The organism is Streptomyces sp. 7N604 (assembly GCF_052245475.1).
Lineage (GTDB): Bacteria > Actinomycetota > Actinomycetes > Streptomycetales > Streptomycetaceae > Streptomyces.
This window is the reverse complement of the sequence record NZ_JBQQBX010000039.1, coordinates 54,184-73,673: the sequence shown is the minus strand read 5'-3', so window position 1 is coordinate 73,673 and position 19,490 is coordinate 54,184. Positions and strand designations below refer to the sequence as shown.

16 protein-coding genes are annotated in these 19,490 nt (G+C 70.8%); 12 read left to right on the top strand and 4 right to left on the bottom strand.

The window, feature by feature from the left end; genetic code table 11:
• From ACTWP8_RS33070 to ACTWP8_RS33050, 5 genes are all read left to right on the top strand, one after another.
• A partial coding sequence (locus ACTWP8_RS33070) for a UTRA domain-containing protein (protein WP_443325764.1) occupies nt 1-505 on the top strand: 505 nt, incomplete at its 5' end.
• Between the two features lie 566 nt (nt 506-1,071).
• Nucleotides 1,072-1,254 carry an SPOR domain-containing protein gene (locus ACTWP8_RS33065; protein WP_443317740.1) on the top strand — a complete coding sequence of 61 codons (183 nt, stop codon included), beginning with the start codon at nt 1,072-1,074 and terminating at the stop codon, nt 1,252-1,254.
• Nucleotides 1,255-1,306: 52 nt separating this feature from the next.
• Nucleotides 1,307-1,696: a (deoxy)nucleoside triphosphate pyrophosphohydrolase gene (locus tag ACTWP8_RS33060; RefSeq protein ID WP_443325767.1), complete on the top strand. Its 390-nt coding sequence runs from the start codon at nt 1,307-1,309 to the stop codon at nt 1,694-1,696.
• 182 nt (nt 1,697-1,878) lie between these two features.
• Nucleotides 1,879-2,325 (top strand): ATP-binding protein, encoded by a 447-nt coding sequence (locus ACTWP8_RS33055; RefSeq protein ID WP_443325763.1) that lies wholly within the window; start codon nt 1,879-1,881, stop codon nt 2,323-2,325.
• A 271-nt stretch (nt 2,326-2,596) separates the two neighbouring features.
• Nucleotides 2,597-5,188 (top strand): SpoIIE family protein phosphatase, encoded by a 2,592-nt coding sequence (locus tag ACTWP8_RS33050; protein WP_443325766.1) that lies wholly within the window; start codon nt 2,597-2,599, stop codon nt 5,186-5,188.
• An 89-nt stretch (nt 5,189-5,277) separates the two neighbouring features.
• Here the strand turns inward: ACTWP8_RS33050 and ACTWP8_RS33045 are convergent, their stop codons facing one another.
• From ACTWP8_RS33045 to ACTWP8_RS33030, 4 genes are all read right to left on the bottom strand, one after another.
• Nucleotides 5,278-6,063, bottom strand: a complete 786-nt coding sequence (locus ACTWP8_RS33045; protein ID WP_443325762.1) for a succinate dehydrogenase/fumarate reductase iron-sulfur subunit — start codon at nt 6,061-6,063, stop codon at nt 5,278-5,280.
• Entirely contained in the window at nt 6,060-8,006 is a 1,947-nt protein-coding gene (locus ACTWP8_RS33040; RefSeq protein ID WP_443325761.1) for a fumarate reductase/succinate dehydrogenase flavoprotein subunit, read from the bottom strand. Before ACTWP8_RS33040 ends, ACTWP8_RS33045 begins: the two co-directional genes overlap by 4 nt.
• 31 nt (nt 8,007-8,037) lie before the next feature.
• Complete coding sequence (locus tag ACTWP8_RS33035; protein ID WP_443325760.1) at nt 8,038-8,880, bottom strand: hypothetical protein; 843 nt, start codon at nt 8,878-8,880, stop codon at nt 8,038-8,040.
• Between the two features lie 106 nt (nt 8,881-8,986).
• On the bottom strand, nt 8,987-9,283 hold the full coding sequence (locus ACTWP8_RS33030) for a hypothetical protein (protein ID WP_443325759.1): 297 nt from the start codon (nt 9,281-9,283) through the stop codon (nt 8,987-8,989).
• 308 nt (nt 9,284-9,591) lie between these two features.
• On the opposite strand from ACTWP8_RS33030, the gene ACTWP8_RS33025 reads away from it, so the two are divergent.
• From ACTWP8_RS33025 to ACTWP8_RS32995, 7 genes are all read left to right on the top strand, one after another.
• Nucleotides 9,592-11,619 (top strand): ABC transporter family substrate-binding protein, encoded by a 2,028-nt coding sequence (locus ACTWP8_RS33025; RefSeq protein WP_443325758.1) that lies wholly within the window; start codon nt 9,592-9,594, stop codon nt 11,617-11,619.
• A gap of 168 nt (nt 11,620-11,787) precedes the next feature.
• Nucleotides 11,788-13,689, top strand: coding sequence for a translational GTPase TypA (typA, locus tag ACTWP8_RS33020; protein ID WP_443325757.1), 1,902 nt, complete (start codon nt 11,788-11,790; stop codon nt 13,687-13,689).
• 205 nt (nt 13,690-13,894) lie between these two features.
• A complete protein-coding gene (locus tag ACTWP8_RS33015; RefSeq protein WP_443325756.1) occupies nt 13,895-15,517 on the top strand; it encodes a peptide ABC transporter substrate-binding protein in 1,623 nt (540 codons plus the stop codon).
• Nucleotides 15,518-15,522: 5 nt separating this feature from the next.
• Nucleotides 15,523-16,446: an ABC transporter permease gene (locus tag ACTWP8_RS33010; RefSeq protein ID WP_443325755.1), complete on the top strand. Its 924-nt coding sequence runs from the start codon at nt 15,523-15,525 to the stop codon at nt 16,444-16,446.
• On the top strand, nt 16,439-17,380 hold the full coding sequence (locus tag ACTWP8_RS33005; RefSeq protein WP_443325754.1) for an ABC transporter permease: 942 nt from the start codon (nt 16,439-16,441) through the stop codon (nt 17,378-17,380). Before ACTWP8_RS33010 ends, ACTWP8_RS33005 begins: the two co-directional genes overlap by 8 nt.
• 10 nt (nt 17,381-17,390) lie before the next feature.
• Complete coding sequence (locus ACTWP8_RS33000) at nt 17,391-18,374, top strand: ABC transporter ATP-binding protein (protein WP_443325753.1); 984 nt, start codon at nt 17,391-17,393, stop codon at nt 18,372-18,374.
• Nucleotides 18,367-19,413: an ABC transporter ATP-binding protein gene (locus ACTWP8_RS32995; RefSeq protein WP_443325752.1), complete on the top strand. Its 1,047-nt coding sequence runs from the start codon at nt 18,367-18,369 to the stop codon at nt 19,411-19,413. The genes ACTWP8_RS33000 and ACTWP8_RS32995 overlap by 8 nt, the downstream gene beginning before the upstream one ends.
• Nucleotides 19,414-19,490 lie beyond the last annotated feature (77 nt).

Genomic DNA, 19,490 nt, shown 5'->3' with positions numbered 1-19,490 from the left:
CTATCAGGCCGGTCCGGGCGACTCCACCCCGTTCCGGCAGGAGCAGGCGGATGAGCGGGTCAAGGGCACCTGGGAGTCCAGCAGCGAGCAGGAGGAGGCGAGCCCTGCGGTCGCGCAGCGGCTGGAGATCGAGCCGGGGGAGCGGGTGATGCGCACCCGCTATCTCTTCCGGGCGGACGGCGAGCCCTCGATGCTGTCCACGTCGTGGGAGCCGCTGGCCGTCACCGGCCGTACGCCCGTGATGCTGCCCGAGGAGGGACCGCTCGCCGGACGCGGGGTCGTCGAGCGGATGGCCGCGATCGACGTGGTCGTGGACAACGTGCTGGAGGAGATCGGCGCCCGGCCGGGGCTCGCGGAGGAGACCCAGGCGCTGGGCGGAGTGCCGGGGCATCCGGTGATGGTGGTGGCCCGGACGTTCTACGCCTCGGGGCGGCCGGTTGAGACCGCGGACGTGGTCGTCCCGGCCGACCGGTTCCGCATCGCATACCACCTTCCGGTGCGGTGACCGATACCCGAAGCTCGCCGTTCGCCAGCCCTGATTCAAAGGTGACGCACAGTCAGGACTGTTGACTCCGGGGCAATCACGCTCCGCGGCAACCTGTCACGCGCGCCGTGCATGAGGAACTCGCGGCCCTGTGCGGGTCCGCTGTTCCCGCGCGCTGCCGTCCGTGCCGTCCGTGCCGTCCACGGTGACGCGGGTACCGCGACGCAGTCGGGGCCGATCTGCTCGCGGTGCTGCTCGCTCGACGCGGCGTGCGGTGACGTCTGCCGGCAGTCCCCCTCGGGGGAGCGGGAGCCGGTCCTGATGCCCCTGCCGACGGTCCGCAGCTGACGCTTCCCTCCATGACTCCGCGACTGCGCGGGGCCGGGCGCACAGTGCCCGGCCCGCACAGTCATGAAGGGGGATGGAAGTCCAAGTTCGAACATGTGGCCGGATGCGTACCTCTTTGTAAAAACCCGTATCCGTTGAGTGAAGGTCGGGCGTAGGCTCAGGCATATGCGGACTGCGTTTTCCTCAGGGGCCGGGACGTCGTGCGCGCGGGAGCGCGCGATGGCGCGAGGGGTGAGTCGATGAGCGAGAGCGGCGCCGTGCTGCCCTGGCTCGTCATACGGCAGGACGAGAACGGCAATCGCTACCGCGTCGGCCGCTACGCCACCAGGGCGGAGGCCGAGCGGGTCGCCGACCGGCTGGACGCGAAGGGACACAAGCAGCTCTACACGGTCGAACGAGTGAGCCGCAGGACGTCGTCGTAGCCGGAGCGCACGCCGTCGTAGGGTTTCCCGGGTGACGGGAGACGAGACGCGGATCGTGGTCGGCGCGGCGGTGCTGGACGGCGGAAGGCTGCTGGCCGCCAGGCGCAGCGCCCCGCCCGCCCTGGCCGGCCGGTGGGAACTGCCGGGCGGCAAGCTGGAGCCCGGTGAGACGCCGGAAGAGGGCCTGGTCCGCGAGCTGCGCGAGGAGCTCGGCGTCGAAGTGGAGCCGCTCGCGCGGATTCCGGGCGAGTGGACGCTGAAGCCGGGTTACGTACTGCGGGTCTGGACCGTGCGTCTGGTCGCGGGTGAGCCGCGGCCGCTGGAGGACCATGACGAGCTGCGCTGGCTCACCCCGGACCGGGTGGACGAGGTCGACTGGCTCGACCAGGACCGCCCGGCGGTCGCAGAAGTGGTCCGGATGCTCCGGCGGCTCGCGCTCTAGCTCCAGCTCCGGCTCCGGCTCCGGCTCCGGCTCTGGCTCCGCCCTGACACCAGCTTCTGAGCTCTTTCATGTCACAGTGCGCCAAATGTCGCGATAGCGGCCGCCCGTATCGGGTATGTCCACATTAGCCATCCCGAAAATCCCCCCGAAAACGGACAGCGGGGTCTGTCATCGGTCTGGAAGTGGTCGGCGTGAGCGACACTGCGGGGGCTTCCGAGTCGACACCCCCTGCGGCGCGCACCTCATCGGACGACCACCGCGCCGAGTGGAGCTTCCCGGCCGAACCGGGAGCCGTACGAGCCGCGCGCGCCGTGGTCCGTTCGACGCTCAATGAGTGGGGTCTGAACGCAGTCGGCGACCTGACCGTATTGCTGGTCAGTGAACTCGTCACCAACGCGCTGCGCCACGCGACCGGCCCCATCGGCGTCAGCGTCCAGCGCATCCGCAACGACGCACTGCTCGTAGAAGTGTCCGACCCGCTGCCCGAGCTGCCCCTGGCCCGGGACGCGCGGCCCGAGGACGAAGGGGGGCGCGGCCTGCAACTGGTGGCCCGTACGTCTCGTCGCTGGGGCACCCGGCGCGGGAGCGCGGGCAAGACGGTGTGGTTCGAGCTCGGCCTGCCCGGTTAGAAGAAAGAGGGTAGTGCTGATCACGGGACTGGGTCAGGCCGCGGGTCTCCGACGAGAAGCATGGCTGTGTGGTGCACGGCTGTGACCATCCGGGGGAGGTCCGCAGACCCCCGAATGAGACAGTGCTGTGATCGTGAAGGCCGTGTCCCGGATGGCTGAGGTGCTGGATACTCAGCTGAGGCCGGTCCGGGCAAGGTGAGCTGGAGGGGACGGGCGCGTGAGCGACATACCAGCGGGGGCGGGGACGCCCGACGAGACCTTTTCTGCCCCCATGTGGCAGAGCAGCCCGCCCGGATCGATCTACGACTACATCCGGGTCGCCTCCTTCTCCCTCGGCTCCGACGGCCGCATCGACCAGTGGAGCCAGCGGGCCGCCGAGCTCCTGCACATCCCCGCTTCCGCCGCCATCGGCAAGGACCCCATCGAGGCCTTCGTGCCCCCCGAGCTGCGCGATCTCGGGCACCGCAAGATCGCGGAGATCCTGGACGGCCGTGACTGGGTGGGCCTGGTGCCCTTCCGCTCCATCGAGGCGGAGCTCCATGGCCTGGCCGAGGTGTACGTCATGCCCACCGAGACCGAGGGCGGCGGCCGCGGCGCGGTCTGCATCGTCGTGGACGCGCGCATCCTGCGCCGGATCGAGACAGACCTGGCCGCCTCGCAGGCGGTTTTCGGCCAATCTCCCATGGGATTCCTGCTGTTCGGCCCGGACCTGAAGATCCTCCGCGTCAACGAGCGCTTCGCCGCCGTCTTCGGCGGCAGCACGGATTCCCACCGCGGCCGCGGGCCCGGCGACTACCTCACGCGCGGGGAGGCCGACCGGCTGAACGCGGCCCTGCGCCAAGTTCTCGCAACCGGCAGCCCGGTGACGGAGCTTCAGCTCACCGGCTCGGCCGTCGGCGACCCCGAGCGGCGCCGGTGGTCCGTCAACCTCTTCCGGCTGCACAGCGGCAGCGGACGGCCGATCGGCGTCGCCGGGCTCGGCACCGACGTGACCCGGCGGCGCAACGCCGAGCTCGAGGCCGCCAGCGCCCGCCGCAACCTCGCGCTCCTCAACGCCGCGGGCGCCCGGATCGGCAACTCACTCGACCTCGAGACCACCGCACGCGAACTCCTCGACGTCGCCGTGCCGCAGTTCTGCGACCTGGCCTCCGTCGACCTCTACCAGGGGCTGCTGTCCGGCGACGAGACCCCGCCGGGCCTTGCCGACGGCAGCGCCGAGCTGCGCCGGGTCGCCTTCGCCAGCGCCGTGGCCGACGCCCCCGTCTCCGTCCCTGCCCGCGCAGCCGACGACAACGGCGAGCCGCACGCCATCGAGGTCGGCGCCGTCCACCGCTTCCCGTTCAACTCGCTCTGGGCCGACGCCCTGCGCACCGCACGGCCCAAGGTCGTCCCCGGCCAGGACGGCGTCGAGGGACCCGAACTGGGCGCCGCGATCGTGCAGTCCACCCTCGCCGTCCCGATGGTCGCCCACGACACCGTCGTCGGCCTCGCCCAGTTCTCCCGTACGAAGGGCAGCGAGCCCTTCGGCGAGCGCGACACCGCACTCGCCGTCGAGCTGGCGGCCCGCGCCGCCGTCTGCATCGACAACGCCCGCCTCTACCGCAGGGAGCACGAGCGCGCGCTGATCCTCCAGCGCAGCCTGCTGCCCCCGGGCGACCCCGAGTCCGCGGGCCTCGACATCGCCTGCCGCTACCTGCCGGGCAACACCGCGACCGAGGTCGGCGGCGACTGGTTCGACGTCATCCAGCTCCCCGGCCACCGCACCGCCCTGGTCGTCGGCGACGTGATGGGCCGCGGCCTGCGGGCGGCCGTCGCGATGGGCGAACTGCGCACCGCCGTACGGACGCTGGCGCTGCTCGACCTGGAGCCCGCGGAAGTGCTCTCCCAGCTCGACGAGATCGCCCGCGGCCTGGGCGCACCCGCGGGCGCGTACGGCGGCGCGCGCCCCTCCCGTAACGGCGCGGCCGCGTCGCGCTCTTCCGACCTCGCCGAGGTCTACCTCGCCACCTGTGTGTACGCGGTCTACGACCCGGTCACCCGGCGCTGTACGTTCGCCAACGCCGGCCATCTGCCGCCCGTGCTCGTCGAGCCCGGCGAGTCCGCGCTGATGCTCGAGGTCCCCACCGGAATGCCGCTCGGCGTGGGCGGCGAACCCTTCGAGGAGATCGAGGTCGAGCTGCCGGACGGGGCGCTCCTCGCGCTCTACACCGACGGCCTCGTCGAGTCCCGCGACCACCCGCTGGACGAGGGCCTCCAGGCCTTCCGTACGGCCCTCACCGACCCGCCCCTGACGACTGCCGACGCGGAGGACTCCAGCCCCCTCGAGGACCTCTGCGACCGCGTCCTCGGCACCCTTGACACCCGCCACGGCGAGGACGACATCGCCCTCCTCATGGCCCGGGTCCAGGGGCTGCCCGCGGAGTCGGTCGGCGACTGGAAGCTGGCCCCCGAGCCGCGGTCCGTCGCCCGCGCCCGCGAACTGGCCCGCGGACAGCTGATCTCCTGGGGCCTGGAATCACTGGTGGACACGACCGAGCTGCTGGTCAGCGAGCTGGTCACGAACGCCCTGCGGTACGGCGCGGGTTCGCCCACGGGCGAGCCGGGCGGAGAGATACGGCTGCGCTTGCTGCTGGACAGCACGCTGGTCTGCGAGGTGTGGGACGGCGGACTGGTCCAGCCGCGGCGCAGGCGCGCCCGCGCCACGGACGAGGGCGGCCGCGGGCTGCAGCTGGTGGGCCTGCTCAGCGCGGGCTGGGGAAGCCGGAGGACGCCCCGCGGCAAGACGGTCTGGTTCGAACTCGCCCTGCCGGACGGCGAATCCGCCTCCGCGGACCCGGTCGAGGCTCTGCTGAGCCTCTACTAGAGCGACATTTTTCCGCCGCGACGGCGCGGGGCTCGGCGGCGCGGCCCGGCGGTGCCGAGCCGGCCGCAATCCGACCGGGCGGGCGGGACCTATTGGGCGCTGCGCCTGCGGATCTTGTTCCCCAGCCAGACCAGTGGATCGTACTTGCGATCCACTGCCCGCTCCTTCAGCGGGATCAGCGCATTGTCGGTGATCTTGATGCCCTCGGGGCAGACCTCGGTGCAGCACTTGGTGATGTTGCAGTAGCCGAGGCCGTGCTCCTCCTGGGCCGTGGCCTTCCGGTCGATGCCGGACTCCGCTGCCGCGTCCAGCGGGTGCATGTCCAGCTCCGCGATCCGCATCAGGAAGCGCGGGCCCGCGAACGCGGTCTTGTTCTCCTCGTGGTCGCGCACCACGTGACAGGTGTCCTGGCACAGGAAGCACTCGATGCACTTCCGGAACTCCTGCGAGCGCCCCACGTCCTCCTGCTGCATCCGGTACTCGCCCGGCGCGAGACCCGGCGGCGGCACGAAGGACGGCACCTCGCGCGCCTTCGCGTAGTTGAAGGACACATCCGTCACCAGGTCCCGTACGACGGGGAAGGCGCGCAGCGGTGTGACCGTGATCGTCTCGTCCCGGTCGAACACCGACATCCGGGTCATGCACAACAGCCGCGGCCGCCCGTTGATCTCCGCGCTGCACGAACCGCACTTGCCCGCCTTGCAGTTCCAGCGGACCGCGAGGTCGGGCGCCTGGGTGGCCTGGAGCCGGTGGATGATGTCGAGGACGACCTCGCCCTCGTTCACCTCGACCTTGAAGTCCTCCAGGCCGCCGCCGTCGATGTCGCCCCGCCAGACCTTGAAGTGGGCCAGGTAGGCGCTGGTGCTCGTGGTCACTGGGTCAGCTCCTCGTCCGTCAGGTACTTCACCAGCTCTTCCTTCTCGAAGAGGCCGAGCAGGTCGGCGCGGATCGGCTGCACCTCGCGGCGCTCCAGACGGATCTGCCCGCGCTCCGGGTCCGCCGCCGCGATCCCGCCCGTGGGGTCGATGAGCGAACAGACCAGATTGATCCGCCGCCACTCCCGGTCCATCTGCGGATGGTCGTCCCGGGTGTGGCCGCCGCGGCTCTCCGTACGCTCCAGCGCCGCACGCGCCACGCACTCGCTGACCAGCAGCATGTTCCGCAGGTCGATGGCGAGGTGCCAGCCCGGGTTGAACTGGCGGTGGCCCTCGACCCCCGCGTTCCGGGCCCGGACCCGCAGCCCGCCGAGACGGTGCAGCGCCTCCGTCATCTCGCCCTCCCGCCGGATGATGCCGACGAGGTCGTTCATCGTCTGCTGGAGCTCCTGGTGGAGGGTGTACGGGTTCTCGGCGGGCCGGCCCTCCGGGTGCTCCGCGTCCGGGCCCTCCGCGCTGAACGGGCGCAGCGCCTCCGCCTCCGCCGCCTCGATGTCCAGGCCGGACGGCGAGGGGCGGTCACCGGCCTTGAGCTCGGCCGCGTACTCCGCCGCGTACAGGCCGGCGCGGCGCCCGAAGACCAGCAGGTCGGAGAGCGAGTTGCCGCCCAGGCGGTTCGAGCCGTGCATGCCGCCCGCGACCTCGCCCGCCGCGAAGAGGCCCGGCACGCCGGTCGCGGCCGCCGTGTCGGGGTCGACGTCGACGCCGCCCATCACGTAGTGGCAGGTCGGGCCGACCTCCATCGGCTCGGCCGTGATGTCGACGTCCGCCAGCTCCTTGAACTGGTGGTGCATGGACGGCAGCCGGCGTTTGATGACCTCGGCGGGCATCCGGGTCGACACGTCCAGGAACACCCCGCCGTGCGGGGAGCCGCGGCCCGCCTTCACCTCGGCGTTGATCGCGCGGGCGACCTCGTCGCGGGGGAGCAGCTCGGGCGGGCGGCGGTTGTTGTCCGGGTCCTCGTACCAGCGGTCGCCCTCGTCCTCGGTCTGCGCGTACTTCTCCTTGAAGACGTCCGGGATGTACTCGAACATGAACCGCTTGCCCTCGCTGTTGCGCAGCACCCCGCCGTCGCCGCGCACGGACTCGGTGACGAGGATGCCCTTCACGGACGGCGGCCAGACCATTCCGGTGGGGTGGAACTGCACGAACTCCATGTTGATCAGCGGGGCTCCGGCGAGCAGCGCGAGGGCGTGCCCGTCGCCGGTGTACTCCCAGGAGTTCGAGGTCACCTTGAAGGACTTGCCGATGCCGCCGGTCGCGAGCACTACGGACGGGGCCTCGATGACGAAGAAGCGACCGGACTCGCGCTCGTAGCCGAAGATCCCGGCCACCTTGCCGTTGGCCTTCAGGACGCGGGTGACCGTGCACTCCTGGAAGACCTTGAGCCGGGCCTCGTAGTCGCCGAACTCCTTCTCGTCCTCCTGCTGCAGCGAGACGATCTTCTGCTGGAGCGTGCGGATCAGCTCCAGGCCCGTACGGTCACCGACGTGGGCGAGGCGCGGGTACTCATGGCCGCCGAAGTTGCGCTGCGAGATCTTCCCGTCGGCGGTGCGGTCGAAGAGCGCACCCCAGGTCTCCAGTTCCCACACCCGGTCCGGCGCCTCGCGCGCGTGCAGCTCGGCCATCCGCCACTGGTTGAGGAACTTGCCGCCGCGCATGGTGTCGCGGAAGTGGACCTGCCAGTTGTCCCCCTCGTTGACATTGCCCATGCTCGCCGCGATGCCGCCCTCGGCCATGACCGTATGGGCCTTGCCGAACAGCGACTTGCAGATGACGGCGGTGCGCATGCCCTGCTCGCGGGCCTCGATGGCGGCGCGCAGGCCGGCGCCTCCCGCGCCGACCACGACCACGTCCCACGCCTGCCGGTCGACTTGGGTCATCGTTACTGCATCCCTCTCCGAAGCTGTGCGGCTAGAAGATCTGCGGGTCGGCGAAGGCGCCGGTGGCGAGCAGATACACGTAGAAGTCGGCGAAAGCCACGCTGATCAGCGAAGCCCAGGCGAGCAGCATGTGCCGCTCGTTGAGCCGGCCGACCAGACCCCAGAGCCGGTAGCGCACCGGGTGCTTGGAGAAGTGCTTCAGGCGGCCGCCGACGATGTGCCGGCACGAGTGGCAGGACAGCGTGTACGCCCAGATCAGCACGATGTTGACCAGGAAGACCAGCGTGCCGAGGCCCATGTGGCCCCACTCGTACTCGGCGTTCCGGAAGCCCAGCACGGTGTCGTACGTGAGGATCCCGGCCACCGGCAGCGCCGCGTAGAAGAAGTACCGGTGGATGTTCTGGAGGATCAGCGGGAAGCGGTTCTCGCCCGAGTACTTCCGGTGCGGCTCCGCCACCGCGCACGCCGGGGGCGACGCCCAGAAGCCGCGGTAATACGCCTTCCGGTAGTAGTAGCAGGTCAGCCGGAAGCCCAGCGGGAAGATCAGGATCAGCAGGGCGGGCGACAGACCCCACCAGCTGCCGAAGATCTCCCAGTTCGGCCCGCCCCGCATCGTCTCGCAGTTCTCCGCGAGGCAGGGCGAGTAGAACGGCGAGACGTACGGCGCCGCGTAGTAGTCGGCGTTCGCGAAGGCGCGCCAGGTCGAGTAGACGACGAACGCGAGCAGCCCGGCGGCGGTGATCGCAGGTCCCAGCCACCAGCGGTCGGTCCGCAGGTGGCGTGCCGGGATCGCGGCGCGCGTGGCGAAGTGCACTCCGCCGCGCGCGTCACTGGGTTCGTCGGTGCCCGTTCGGGGTTCGGTACCAGTGGCCAATTCAATGACTCCGGCTCGGAGTGGGGTTCGGCTGCGGACACGGTGCGGCGGTGGCGCGGGGCGTGACGCTCTCTTCCGTAGGGTCGTACGTCCCGCGTGGTCCGCGCTAGGGCGCGTGCCGGTCGCGGGCGCCGAGACCCTCGTCCTCGGCGTCGGTCCACAGGGCGCTGTTGTAGGGCGCGTCGGGGATGGTGACCATCTCGTGGTGGCGGGCCGGCGCCTGGGTCCGCTCCTGCGCCGTGCTGTCACGCAGCAGGGCGAGGCTCTCGCGCAGATGGTCCGCGTCGGTGCGCACGCGGCGGATCTCCAGGCCGGCGCTCACTTGCTGTTCCAGCCGGCCCAGGGTGCGGGTCAGCTCGTCGAGTGTGCGCTGTGCGGCTGTCAGATCGTCCTGAACGGACATGGCTTGCCCTCACCTCCGCGCTTGCGGGCCAACGCTTGCCAACGCTGATGCGCATGTGAGTGTCGCGCGTCACATCCTACCTTGGCTAGGGATCTACCACGATTGGCGCTTCGTGTCGGGGGCGTGCGCGCTCGCGCGCCCCCCGCGGCCGCTGGGACACATGTGCACGCTGCCGCCGTACGGGTGGGAATCCGGACTTCCGTGTCGTGTCGCCGTGCCCGGGTGGAACGAGTCGATTTCAGTTGTCCAGGAATAGGTGTGATGAGCGGCATAAGCGCCCAAATGTGTGTAGCCCGGAGGTTTCAGTCATGTCCATCGACGGCGTCAGCGGCGGCCGGGCGGCATCGCGTACACCACGCACACCATGTGCACCACACTCCTCAGGCCGGCGTCGCCTTCGCTGCACCGCGCTGCTCGCGGCCGGCGCGCTCCTCCCGCTGCCCGTCCTGGCCGGGTGCAGCACCTCCGAGAGCGAGCCGATCGTCACCGCCGTACCGAAGGACGTCGCCACCACCTCGCGCGGCGCGACGCGGGGCGGCGGCACCGTGCGCTGGGCGATCGACGCGGTGCCAGCGACGCTCAACACCTTCCAGTCCGACGCCGACGCGGGCACCGACCGCGTCGCGGGCGCCGTCCTGCCCGCCCTCTTCACCCTGGACGACCGAGGCAGGCCGCAGCGCAACGAGAACTACCTCGCCGCGGCCGACGTCACCGAGCGCGAGCCCAAGCAGATCGTGACCTACCGGCTCAACCGCGCCGCCACCTGGAGCGACGGCCGCAAGCTCGGCGTCGCGGACTTCACCGCTCAGTGGAAGGCACTGAGCGGCAAGGACAAGGCCTACTGGACCGCCCGCAACGCCGGGTACGACCGGATCGAGAAGATCGAGCAGGGCGAGAAGCCGCAGGAGGTGCGAGTCACCTTCGCCAAGCCCTACACCGACTGGCGGTCGCTCTTCACGCCGCTCTACCCCAAGAGCGTCATGGGCAGCGCGGGCGCCTTCAACGACGGCGCCCGCAAGATGCTCAAGGCCACCGCAGGGCCCTTCGCGCTGAAGAGCAGGGGCAAGGGCGCGGTGACGCTCGTACGGAACCCGAAGTGGTGGGGGGACAAGGCCAGGCTGGAGAAGCTGGTCTTCCAGGCCGTGCCGCGCGACAAGCGGGCGGCGGCGCTCGCCCAGGGGCGGCTGGACATCGCCGAGGTCGACCGGCAGGCCGTGGAGCAGATCGAAGCGGCGTCGGAGCGCAAGGGCGAGGGCCAGAAGATCCCGAAGGCCGACCGGGGCGCGGCCGGGAGCGTGGCGCTCGAGGCGCGCCGGGCCGGGGCCCGGGAGGAGCGGAAGGCCGAGGGAGCGGCCGAGAAGGCGGCCCGCAAGCGGGCCGAGAAGGCAGCCGAGAAGGCACGGCGGGCCGTGGAGGCCCGGCAGGCCACCCTCCGCGGCTACACCGTCCGCAGGTCGCTCGAGCCCGCCTACACCCAGCTCGCACTGAACGGCTCCGCGGGACCGCTCGCCGACGAGCGCGTACGGCGCGCGGTCGCCCGTACGATCGACCGGCAGGCCATCGCCAAGGCCGTGCTCGAGCCGCTCGGGCTGCCCGCCCAGCCGCTCGGCAGCCACCTGATGGTGGCCGGGCAGCAGGGATACAAGGACAACAGCGCCGCGCTCGGCAGCCGGGACACCGCGGCCGCGCAGGCCCTGCTCACCGCCGCCGGCTGGCGCGAGAGCGGCGCGGGGCTCGCGGGGCACCGGGGGAGCGAGAAGGGCGAGCGGGGCGGCGGCCAGGCCAAGTCCGCCGAGGTCGGCACCCTCCAGAAGGACGGCAAGCCCCTGACCCTGCGCTTCGTCCTGCCCTCGGGGCCGGGTACCGAGCCGCTCCGTACGGCCGGGGACCGTATCTCCCGGATGCTGGCGAAGATCGGCATCCGCACGGAGATCACCAAGGTCGGTGACGAGAGCTACTTCAAGGACCACATCGCCTCGGGCGACTACGACCTCGCGCTCTGGTCCTGGCCCGCCAGCGCCTACCCGGCCACCGACGCCCGCCCGATCTTCGCCAAGCCGCAGCCCGCGCCCGACGGCTCCCTGATCGTCGAGCAGAACTACACCCGGGTCGGCACCGACCACATCGACCAGCTCTTCGACCAGGCGATCACCGAGCTGGACGGCGCGGCCTCGCGCGCGCTCGTACGCCGTGCCGACGCCCGCATCTGGGCCGCGGCCGGCTCGATCCCCCTCTACCAGCGGCCGCAGCTGGTCGCGGTCAGGTCGAATCTGGTGAACGTGGGCGCCTTCGCCTTCGCGACGCCGCGCTACGAGGACATCGGCTTCAAGAAGTAAGCGGGATCCGAGCGGGTGCGGAGGGCCTCGGCGGCCCTCCGCACCGGTCTCTGGGACCGGTGTCGCGCCAGCCCCGTACCATGGACGGAGCCGAGGCGGGTCCGCCCGGCGGGGCGTACGAGGAACGAGACGCCGCATCCCACGATCCGAGAGAAGCGCAAGCCACCCATGCCCACGCGCCACGACATCCGTAACGTCGCCATCGTCGCCCACGTCGACCACGGCAAGACGACCCTCGTCGACGCCATGCTCAAGCAGGCCGGCGCGTTCGCCGCCCACCAGCAGGTGGACGACCGGGTGATGGACACAGGCGACCTCGAGCGCGAGAAGGGCATCACCATTCTCGCCAAGAACACCGCCGTCAAGTACCACCCCAAGGACGGTGGCGACCCGGTCACGATCAACATCATCGACACCCCCGGCCACGCCGACTTCGGCGGCGAGGTCGAGCGCGGCCTGTCGATGGTGGACGCGGTCGTCCTCCTCGTCGACGCCTCCGAGGGCCCGCTGCCGCAGACCCGCTTCGTGCTCCGCAAGGCCCTGCAGGCGCGGCTGCCGGTCATCCTCTGCATCAACAAGACGGACCGCCCGGACTCCCGGATCGACGAGGTCGTCAACGAGGCGTACGACCTCTTCCTCGACCTGGACGCGGACGAGGAGCAGATCGAGTTCCCGATCGTCTACGCCTGCGCCCGCGACGGCGTCGCCTCGCTGACCAAGCCGGAGGACGGCACCGTCCCCGCCGACAGCGACAGCCTCGAGCCGTTCTTCTCGACCCTGCTCGAGACCGTCCCCGCGCCGCAGTACGACGGCACGGGCCGGCTCCAGGCGCACGTCACCAACCTGGACGCGGACAACTTCCTCGGCCGTATCGCGCTGCTCCGCGTCGAGCAGGGCGAGCTGATGAAGGGCCAGACCGTCGCGTGGATCAAGCGCGACGGCTCGATCCAGAACGTCCGTATCACCGAGCTGATGATGACCGAGGCGCTCACCCGCAAGCCCGCGGAGAAGGCGGGCCCGGGTGACATCTGCGCGGTCGCCGGTATTCCGGACATCATGATCGGCGAGACCCTCGCCGACCCGGAGAACCCGGTCGCGCTGCCGCTGATCACGGTCGACGAGCCGGCGATCTCGATGACCATCGGTACGAACACCTCGCCGCTCGTCGGCCGCGGCGGCACCGGCAAGGGCGCGGACGCCAAGGCCGCCGTCAAGGACCGCAAGGTCACCGCCCGGCTGGTCAAGGACCGCCTCGAGCGCGAGCTCATCGGCAACGTCTCGCTGCGCGTGCTGCCGACCGACCGCCCTGACGCGTGGGAGGTCCAGGGCCGCGGCGAGCTGGCGCTGGCGATCCTCGTCGAGACGATGCGCCGGGAGGGCTTCGAGCTCACCGTCGGCAAGCCGCAGGTGGTCACCAAGGACGTCGAGGGCAAGACGTACGAGCCGGTGGAGCGCATCACGATCGACGTGCCCGAGGAGCACATGGGCGCGGTGACCCAGCTGATGGGCACCCGCAAGGGCCGGATGGACAACATGTCCAACCACGGCTCCGGCTGGGTCCGGATGGAGTTCGTCGTCCCGTCCCGCGGCCTGATCGGCTTCCGTACGGAGTTCCTGACCCAGACCCGCGGCACCGGCATCGCGCACTCCATCCACGAGGGCCACGAGCCGTGGTTCGGCGACCTGCGCACGCGCGCGTCCGGCTCGCTGGTCGCCGACCGCTCCGGCGCGGTGACCGCCTTCGCGATGATCAACCTCCAGGAGCGCGGCACGCTGTTCGTGGAGCCGGGCACCGAGGTGTACGAGGGCATGGTCGTCGGCGAGAACTCGCGCTCCGACGACATGGACGTGAACATCACCAAGGAGAAGAAGCTCACCAACATGCGGTCCTCGACCGCGGATGTGACGGAGTCGATCGTCCCGCCGCGGAAGCTGTCGCTGGAGCAGTCCCTGGAGTTCTGCCGGGACGACGAGTGCGTCGAGGTGACGCCGGAGTCGGTCCGCATCCGCAAGGTGAACCTGGACGCGCGCGAGCGCGCCCGCGCGGCCTCCCGCGCCAAGCACGGCTGACGTACGAAAGCCTTTTTGTGGGCCCGCCCGACACGACCTGTCGGGCGGGCCCACATGCGCGCTCGGCCCTGCGAGGGACGGGTGCTCCCGCATCCGGGGGGTTCTGGGGGTGCGATCCGCGCGTAGCGCCGCCGCAGAGGGGTGTATGGGCCAGTTTGGGGTGTTATTTGGGTCTCTGATGCCAGGCACTCCAAGGAGGCACCGCATGCGCCGAGCCACCTATGCCACGCTCGCCGCAGGCACGGCCGCCCTCGTTCTCGCCGCGACCGCGACCGGCTGCGGCGGCGGTGGCGGCTCCGGGGGCTCGGCCTACCTCAGCTCCTCCTGGGGCGACCCGCAGAACCCGCTCGAACCGGCCAACACCAACGAGGTGCAGGGCGGCAAGGTCCTCGACATGATCTTCCGCGGACTGAAGCGGTACGACCCGCGGACCGGCCAGGCCCAGAACATGCTCGCCGAGCGGATCAGCACCGCCGACGCGCGGAACTTCACCGTCACGGTCAAGGACGGCTGGACCTTCAGCAACGGTGAGAAAGTGACGGCCCGTTCCTTCGTGGACGCGTGGAACTACGGCGCGCTGATCGACAACAAGCAGAAGAACGCGTACTTCTTCGAGTACATCGAGGGCTACGACCAGGTGCACCCGGCGTCCGGGAGGCCGACCGCGAGGACGATGTCCGGGCTCCGGGTGAAGGACGAGCGGACCTTCACCGTCAAGCTCACCCAGAAGTTCTCGACCTGGCCCGAAACCCTCGGCTACCCGGCCTTCGCACCGCTGCCCCGCGCCTTCTTCGACGACCACGACGCCTGGCTGAACAAGCCCGTCGGCAACGGCCCGTACACCGTCGAGTCGTATGCCAAGGGCTCCGCGATGCGGCTCCGCAAGTGGGAGGGCTACCCCGGTCCCGACAAAGCGCGCAACGACGGCGTGGAGCTGAGGGTCTACACCGACAACCAGGCCGCGTACACCGACCTCCTGGCGGGCAACCTCGACCTCGCCGACGACATTCCGGCCGCCCAGCTGAAGAACGTGCGGCGCGACCTCGGCGACCGGTACATCAACCAGCCCGCCGGCATCATCCAGACCCTGTCCTTCCCCTTCTACGACAAGAAGTGGGGCGCCGGGAAGGAGAAGCTCCGCATCGGGCTGTCCAAGGCGATCAACCGCGAGCAGATCACCGAGCAGATCTTCCAGAAGACCCGGACCCCCGCCAGCGACTGGACCTCGCCCGTCCTCGGCGGCCAGGGCGGCTACAAGGCGGGCCTGTGCGGCGACGCCTGCGACTACGACCCGGCGGCGGCCAAGAGGCTGATCAAGGAGGCGGGCGGCCTCCCCGGCGGCAGGGTGACCCTCACCTCCAACGTCGACACCGGCTCGCACCGGATGTGGATGGACGCCGTCTGCAACAGCATCAACAACGCGCTGGGCAATGACCGGGCTTGTGCGGTCAACCCGGTCGGGACCTTCGCCGATTACCGCAACCGGATCCACAGCGGCAAGATGACCGGCCCGTTCCGCACCGGCTGGCAGATGGACTACCCGCTGATCCAGAACTTCCTCCAGCCGCTCTACTACACCGGCGCCTCCTCCAACGACGGCAAGTGGAGCGACAGGACGTTCGACCGGCTCATCAACGACGCCAACGCGCAGGGCGAGCAGGGCCGAGCGGTCACCACCTTCCAGGACGCGGAGAAGATCCTCGCCCAGCAGATGCCCGCCATCCCGCTCTGGTACCAGAACGGCAGCGCCGGCTACACCGACCGCCTCTCCGGCGTCCTCCTCAACCCCTTCAGCGTCCCCGTCTACGAAGAGATCGAGGTCGGCTGAGACGCATGGGACGCTACGTCATCCGGCGGCTGCTGCAGCTGGTCCCCGTGTTCCTCGGCAGCACCTTCCTGATCTTCTTCATGGTGTACGCGCTGGGCGACCCGGTCGCGGCGCTCTTCGGCGACCGGGCCCCCGACCCCGCCACCGCCGACCGGATCCGTGCGGAGCTCCACCTCGACCAGCCGCTGTGGCAGCAGTACCTGCACTACATGGGGCAGATCTTCCAGGGCGACTTCGGCACCGCCTTCAACGGCCAGCCGGTCACCGACCTGATGGCCGAGGCCTGGCCCGTGACCGTACGGCTCACCCTCGTCGCCGTCGTCATCGAGATGGCCATCGGTGTCGTCCTCGGGGTCGCCGGCGGGCTGCGGCGCGGCCGGGCCACGGACACCGGCGTCCTCTTCCTCACCCTCGTCGTCATCTCGGTCCCCACCTTCGTCACCGGCTATCTGCTGCAGTTCCTCTTCGGCGTCCGATGGGGCCTCATCAGGCCGTCCGTATCCCCCGAGGCGCCGCTCGGCGAGCTGATCCTCCCCGGCACCGTCCTGGCCCTGGTGTCCCTGGCGTACGTCACCCGGCTCACCCGCACCTCGATCGCCGAGAACGTCCGCGCCGACTACGTACGGACGGCCGTCGCGAAAGGGCTGCCGCGACGGCATGTCATCACCCGGCACCTGCTGCGCAATTCGCTGATCCCGGTCGTCACCTTCATCGGCACCGACATCGGGGCGCTGATGGGCGGCGCGATCGTCACCGAGCGGATCTTCAACATCCACGGCGTCGGCTTCCAGCTCTACCAGGGCATCCTGCGCAACAACGCGCCGACCGTCGTCGGCTTCGTCACCATCCTCGTGATCGTCTTCCTGCTGGCGAACCTGCTCGTCGACGTCCTCTACGCCGTACTCGACCCGAGGATCCGCTATGCCTGAGGAGACGCTCGAGCGGCAGCCGGCCGGCACGGACCTGGGCTCCGGCCGAGCGCCCGAGCCCGGACCGGAAGCCGCCGCCACCGCCGTACCGGCGCGCAGCCTCTGGTCCGATGCCTGGCGCGAGCTGCGCCGCAACCCCGTCTTCCTCGTCTCCGCGCTGCTCATCGCCTTCCTCGTGCTGATCGCGGTCTGGCCGCAGCTGATCGCGAGCGGCAACCCGCTCCAGTGCGACCTGTCCAAGTCCCAGCAGGGCTCCGGGCCCGGACACCCCTTCGGCTACGACACCCAGGGCTGCGACGTCTACACCCGTACGGTTCACGGGGCCCGCGCCTCGCTCACCGTCGGAGTCTGCGCGACCCTCGGAGCGGCCCTGCTCGGCGGCCTTCTCGGCGGGCTCGCGGGCTACTTCGGCCGCTGGGGGGACGCGCTGCTCTCCCGGACCGCCGACATCTTCTTCGGCATCCCCGTCGTCCTCGGCGGCCTGGTCCTGCTGTCCGTCGTGACCAGCTCGACCGTGTGGCCGGTTGTCGGCTTCATCGTGCTGCTCGGCTGGCCGCAGGTGTCCCGGATCGCGCGGGGCGCGGTCGTCACGGCCAAGGAGAACGACTACGTGCAGGCCGCCCGGGCGCTCGGCGCGAGCAACACGCGGCTGCTGCTGCGGCACGTTGCCCCGGGCGCCCTGGCCCCGGTCATCGTCGTGGCCACCATCGCCCTCGGCACGTACATCTCGCTGGAGGCCACGCTCTCGTACCTCGGCGTCGGCCTGCGCCCGCCGACCGTCTCCTGGGGCATCGACATCTCCAACGCCGCGCCCCAGATCCGGAACGCCCCGCACATGCTGCTGTGGCCCGCGGGCGCGCTGAGCATCACCGTGCTGGCCTTCATCATGCTCGGCGACGCGGTCCGCGACGCCCTCGATCCGAAGCTGCGCTGAGGAGCCGTCCATGACCACCGCACTGCTCGAAGTGCGCGACCTGCACGTGGAGTTCCGTACGAGAGATGGTGTCGCGAAGGCCGTCAACGGAGTGTCGTACAGCGTCGGCGCGGGCGAGACCCTGGCCGTGCTCGGCGAGTCGGGCTCCGGGAAGTCCGTGACGGCGCAGGCGGTCATGGGCATTCTCGACAGCCCGCCAGGCCGTGTGACGGGCGGTCAGGTGCTCTTCCAGGGGCGGGACCTGCTGACCGCGTCCGCGGAGGAGCGGCGCAGGGTGCGGGGCGCCCGGATGGCGATGATCTTCCAGGACGCGCTGTCGTCGCTGAACCCCGTGCTGAGCGTGGGCTCTCAGCTCGGCGAGATGTTCCGCGTCCACCAGGGCCTGTCCCGCAGGGAGGCGAAGGCCAGGGCGGTCGAGCTGATGGACCGGGTACGGATTCCGGCGGCGCGGCAGCGGGTGAACGACTATCCGCACCAGTTCTCGGGCGGTATGCGTCAGCGCATCATGATCGCGATGGCGATGGCGCTCGGGCCGGACCTGATCATCGCGGACGAGCCGACGACGGCGCTGGACGTGACGGTCCAGGCGCAGGTGATGGACCTGCTGGCGGAGCTGCGGCGGGAGTACGCGATGGGGCTCATTCTGATCACCCACGATCTGGGCGTGGTCGCGGATGTGGCGGACCGGATCGCGGTGATGTACGCGGGGCGGATCGTGGAGACCGCCCCGGTGCACGAGCTCTACAAGCGCCCGGCCCACCCGTACACCCGCGGCCTGCTGGACTCGATCCCGCGCGTGGACCGGAAGGGCCAGGAGCTCTGCGCGATCAGGGGCCTGCCGCCGAGCCTGCTCAGGATTCCGCCGGGCTGCCCCTTCAACCCCCGCTGCCCCCGCGCCCGTGACGTATGCCGCACGGACGTCCCGCCGCTGCACGACGTGGCCGAAGGCCGCACCAGCGCCTGCCACTTCTGGAAGGAGACGCTCGATGGATGAGGCGATCCTCCGGGTGCGCGACCTGGTCAAGCACTACCCGCTCACCCAGGGCGTCGTTTTCCGGCGCCGGGTCGGCGCGGTGAGGGCCGTGGACGGGGTCTCCTTCGACCTGGCGCGGGGTGAGACGCTGGGCATCGTCGGCGAGTCCGGCTGCGGCAAGTCGACCGTGGCCAAGCTGCTGGTGAACCTGGAGCGGCCGACGGCAGGGGAGATCCGGTACCGCGGCGAGGACATCACGAAGCTTTCGGGGCGCGCGCTGAAGGCCGTGCGGCGGAACATCCAGATGGTGTTCCAGGACCCGTACACCTCGCTCAATCCGCGGATGACGGTCGGCGACATCGTCGGCGAGCCCTTCGACATCCACCCGGAGGTGGCGCCCAAGGGGGACCGGCGGCGGAGGGTCCAGGAGCTGCTGGACGTCGTCGGGCTCAACCCGGAGTACGTGGGCCGCTATCCGCACCAGTTCTCCGGCGGGCAGCGGCAGCGCATCGGCATCGCGCGCGGCCTCGCCCTGCGCCCGGAGGTCATCGTCGCGGACGAGCCGGTCTCGGCGCTCGACGTCTCCGTGCAGGCGCAGGTCGTCAATCTGATGGAGCGGCTCCAGGACGAGTTCGGGCTCTCCTACGTCTTCATCGCGCACGACCTGTCCGTGGTCCGGCACATCTCGGACCGGGTCGCGGTGATGTACCTCGGCAGGGTCGTGGAGACCGGCACCGAAGAGCAGATCTACGAGCACCCCACCCACCCGTACACCCAGGCCCTGCTCTCGGCCGCCCCGCTGCCCGACCCCGGGGCGCGCGAGCGGCGGACACGCATCCTGCTGGACGGCGACGTCCCCTCGCCTGCCGACCCGCCGTCCGGCTGCCGCTTCCGTACGCGGTGCTGGAAGGCGGCGGAGCGCTGCGCGCTGGAGGAGCCCCGGTTGGCGGTCCCGGCGGACTTCCGTGGCGTGACGGGACCGGTCGCGCACCCGTCGGCCTGCCACTTCGCCGAGGAGAAGGCGCGGGCCGGCGTCCCGGCGGGGGCGGCGGACGCGTAGCCCCCGGACACTCCCGGCCGGTGCCGGTGCCGGTGCGTCCGGGGCTGTTGAACTCGGGCCAGTGGGGGCCCAGTCCG

Coding starts and splice junctions, on each gene's coding strand:
- ACTWP8_RS33065 (WP_443317740.1), top strand. CDS start 1,072: ATGAGCGAGAGCGGCGCCGTGCTGCCCTGGCTCGTCATACGGCAGGAC.
- ACTWP8_RS33050 (WP_443325766.1), top strand. CDS start 2,597: ATGTGGCAGAGCAGCCCGCCCGGATCGATCTACGACTACATCCGGGTC.
- ACTWP8_RS33040 (WP_443325761.1), bottom strand. CDS start 8,006: ATGACCCAAGTCGACCGGCAGGCGTGGGACGTGGTCGTGGTCGGCGCG.
- ACTWP8_RS33030 (WP_443325759.1), bottom strand. CDS start 9,283: ATGTCCGTTCAGGACGATCTGACAGCCGCACAGCGCACACTCGACGAG.
- ACTWP8_RS33025 (WP_443325758.1), top strand. CDS start 9,592: ATGTCCATCGACGGCGTCAGCGGCGGCCGGGCGGCATCGCGTACACCA.
- typA (WP_443325757.1), top strand. CDS start 11,788: ATGCCCACGCGCCACGACATCCGTAACGTCGCCATCGTCGCCCACGTC.
- ACTWP8_RS33015 (WP_443325756.1), top strand. CDS start 13,895: ATGCGCCGAGCCACCTATGCCACGCTCGCCGCAGGCACGGCCGCCCTC.
- ACTWP8_RS33010 (WP_443325755.1), top strand. CDS start 15,523: ATGGGACGCTACGTCATCCGGCGGCTGCTGCAGCTGGTCCCCGTGTTC.
- ACTWP8_RS33005 (WP_443325754.1), top strand. CDS start 16,439: ATGCCTGAGGAGACGCTCGAGCGGCAGCCGGCCGGCACGGACCTGGGC.
- ACTWP8_RS33000 (WP_443325753.1), top strand. CDS start 17,391: ATGACCACCGCACTGCTCGAAGTGCGCGACCTGCACGTGGAGTTCCGT.
- ACTWP8_RS32995 (WP_443325752.1), top strand. CDS start 18,367: ATGGATGAGGCGATCCTCCGGGTGCGCGACCTGGTCAAGCACTACCCG.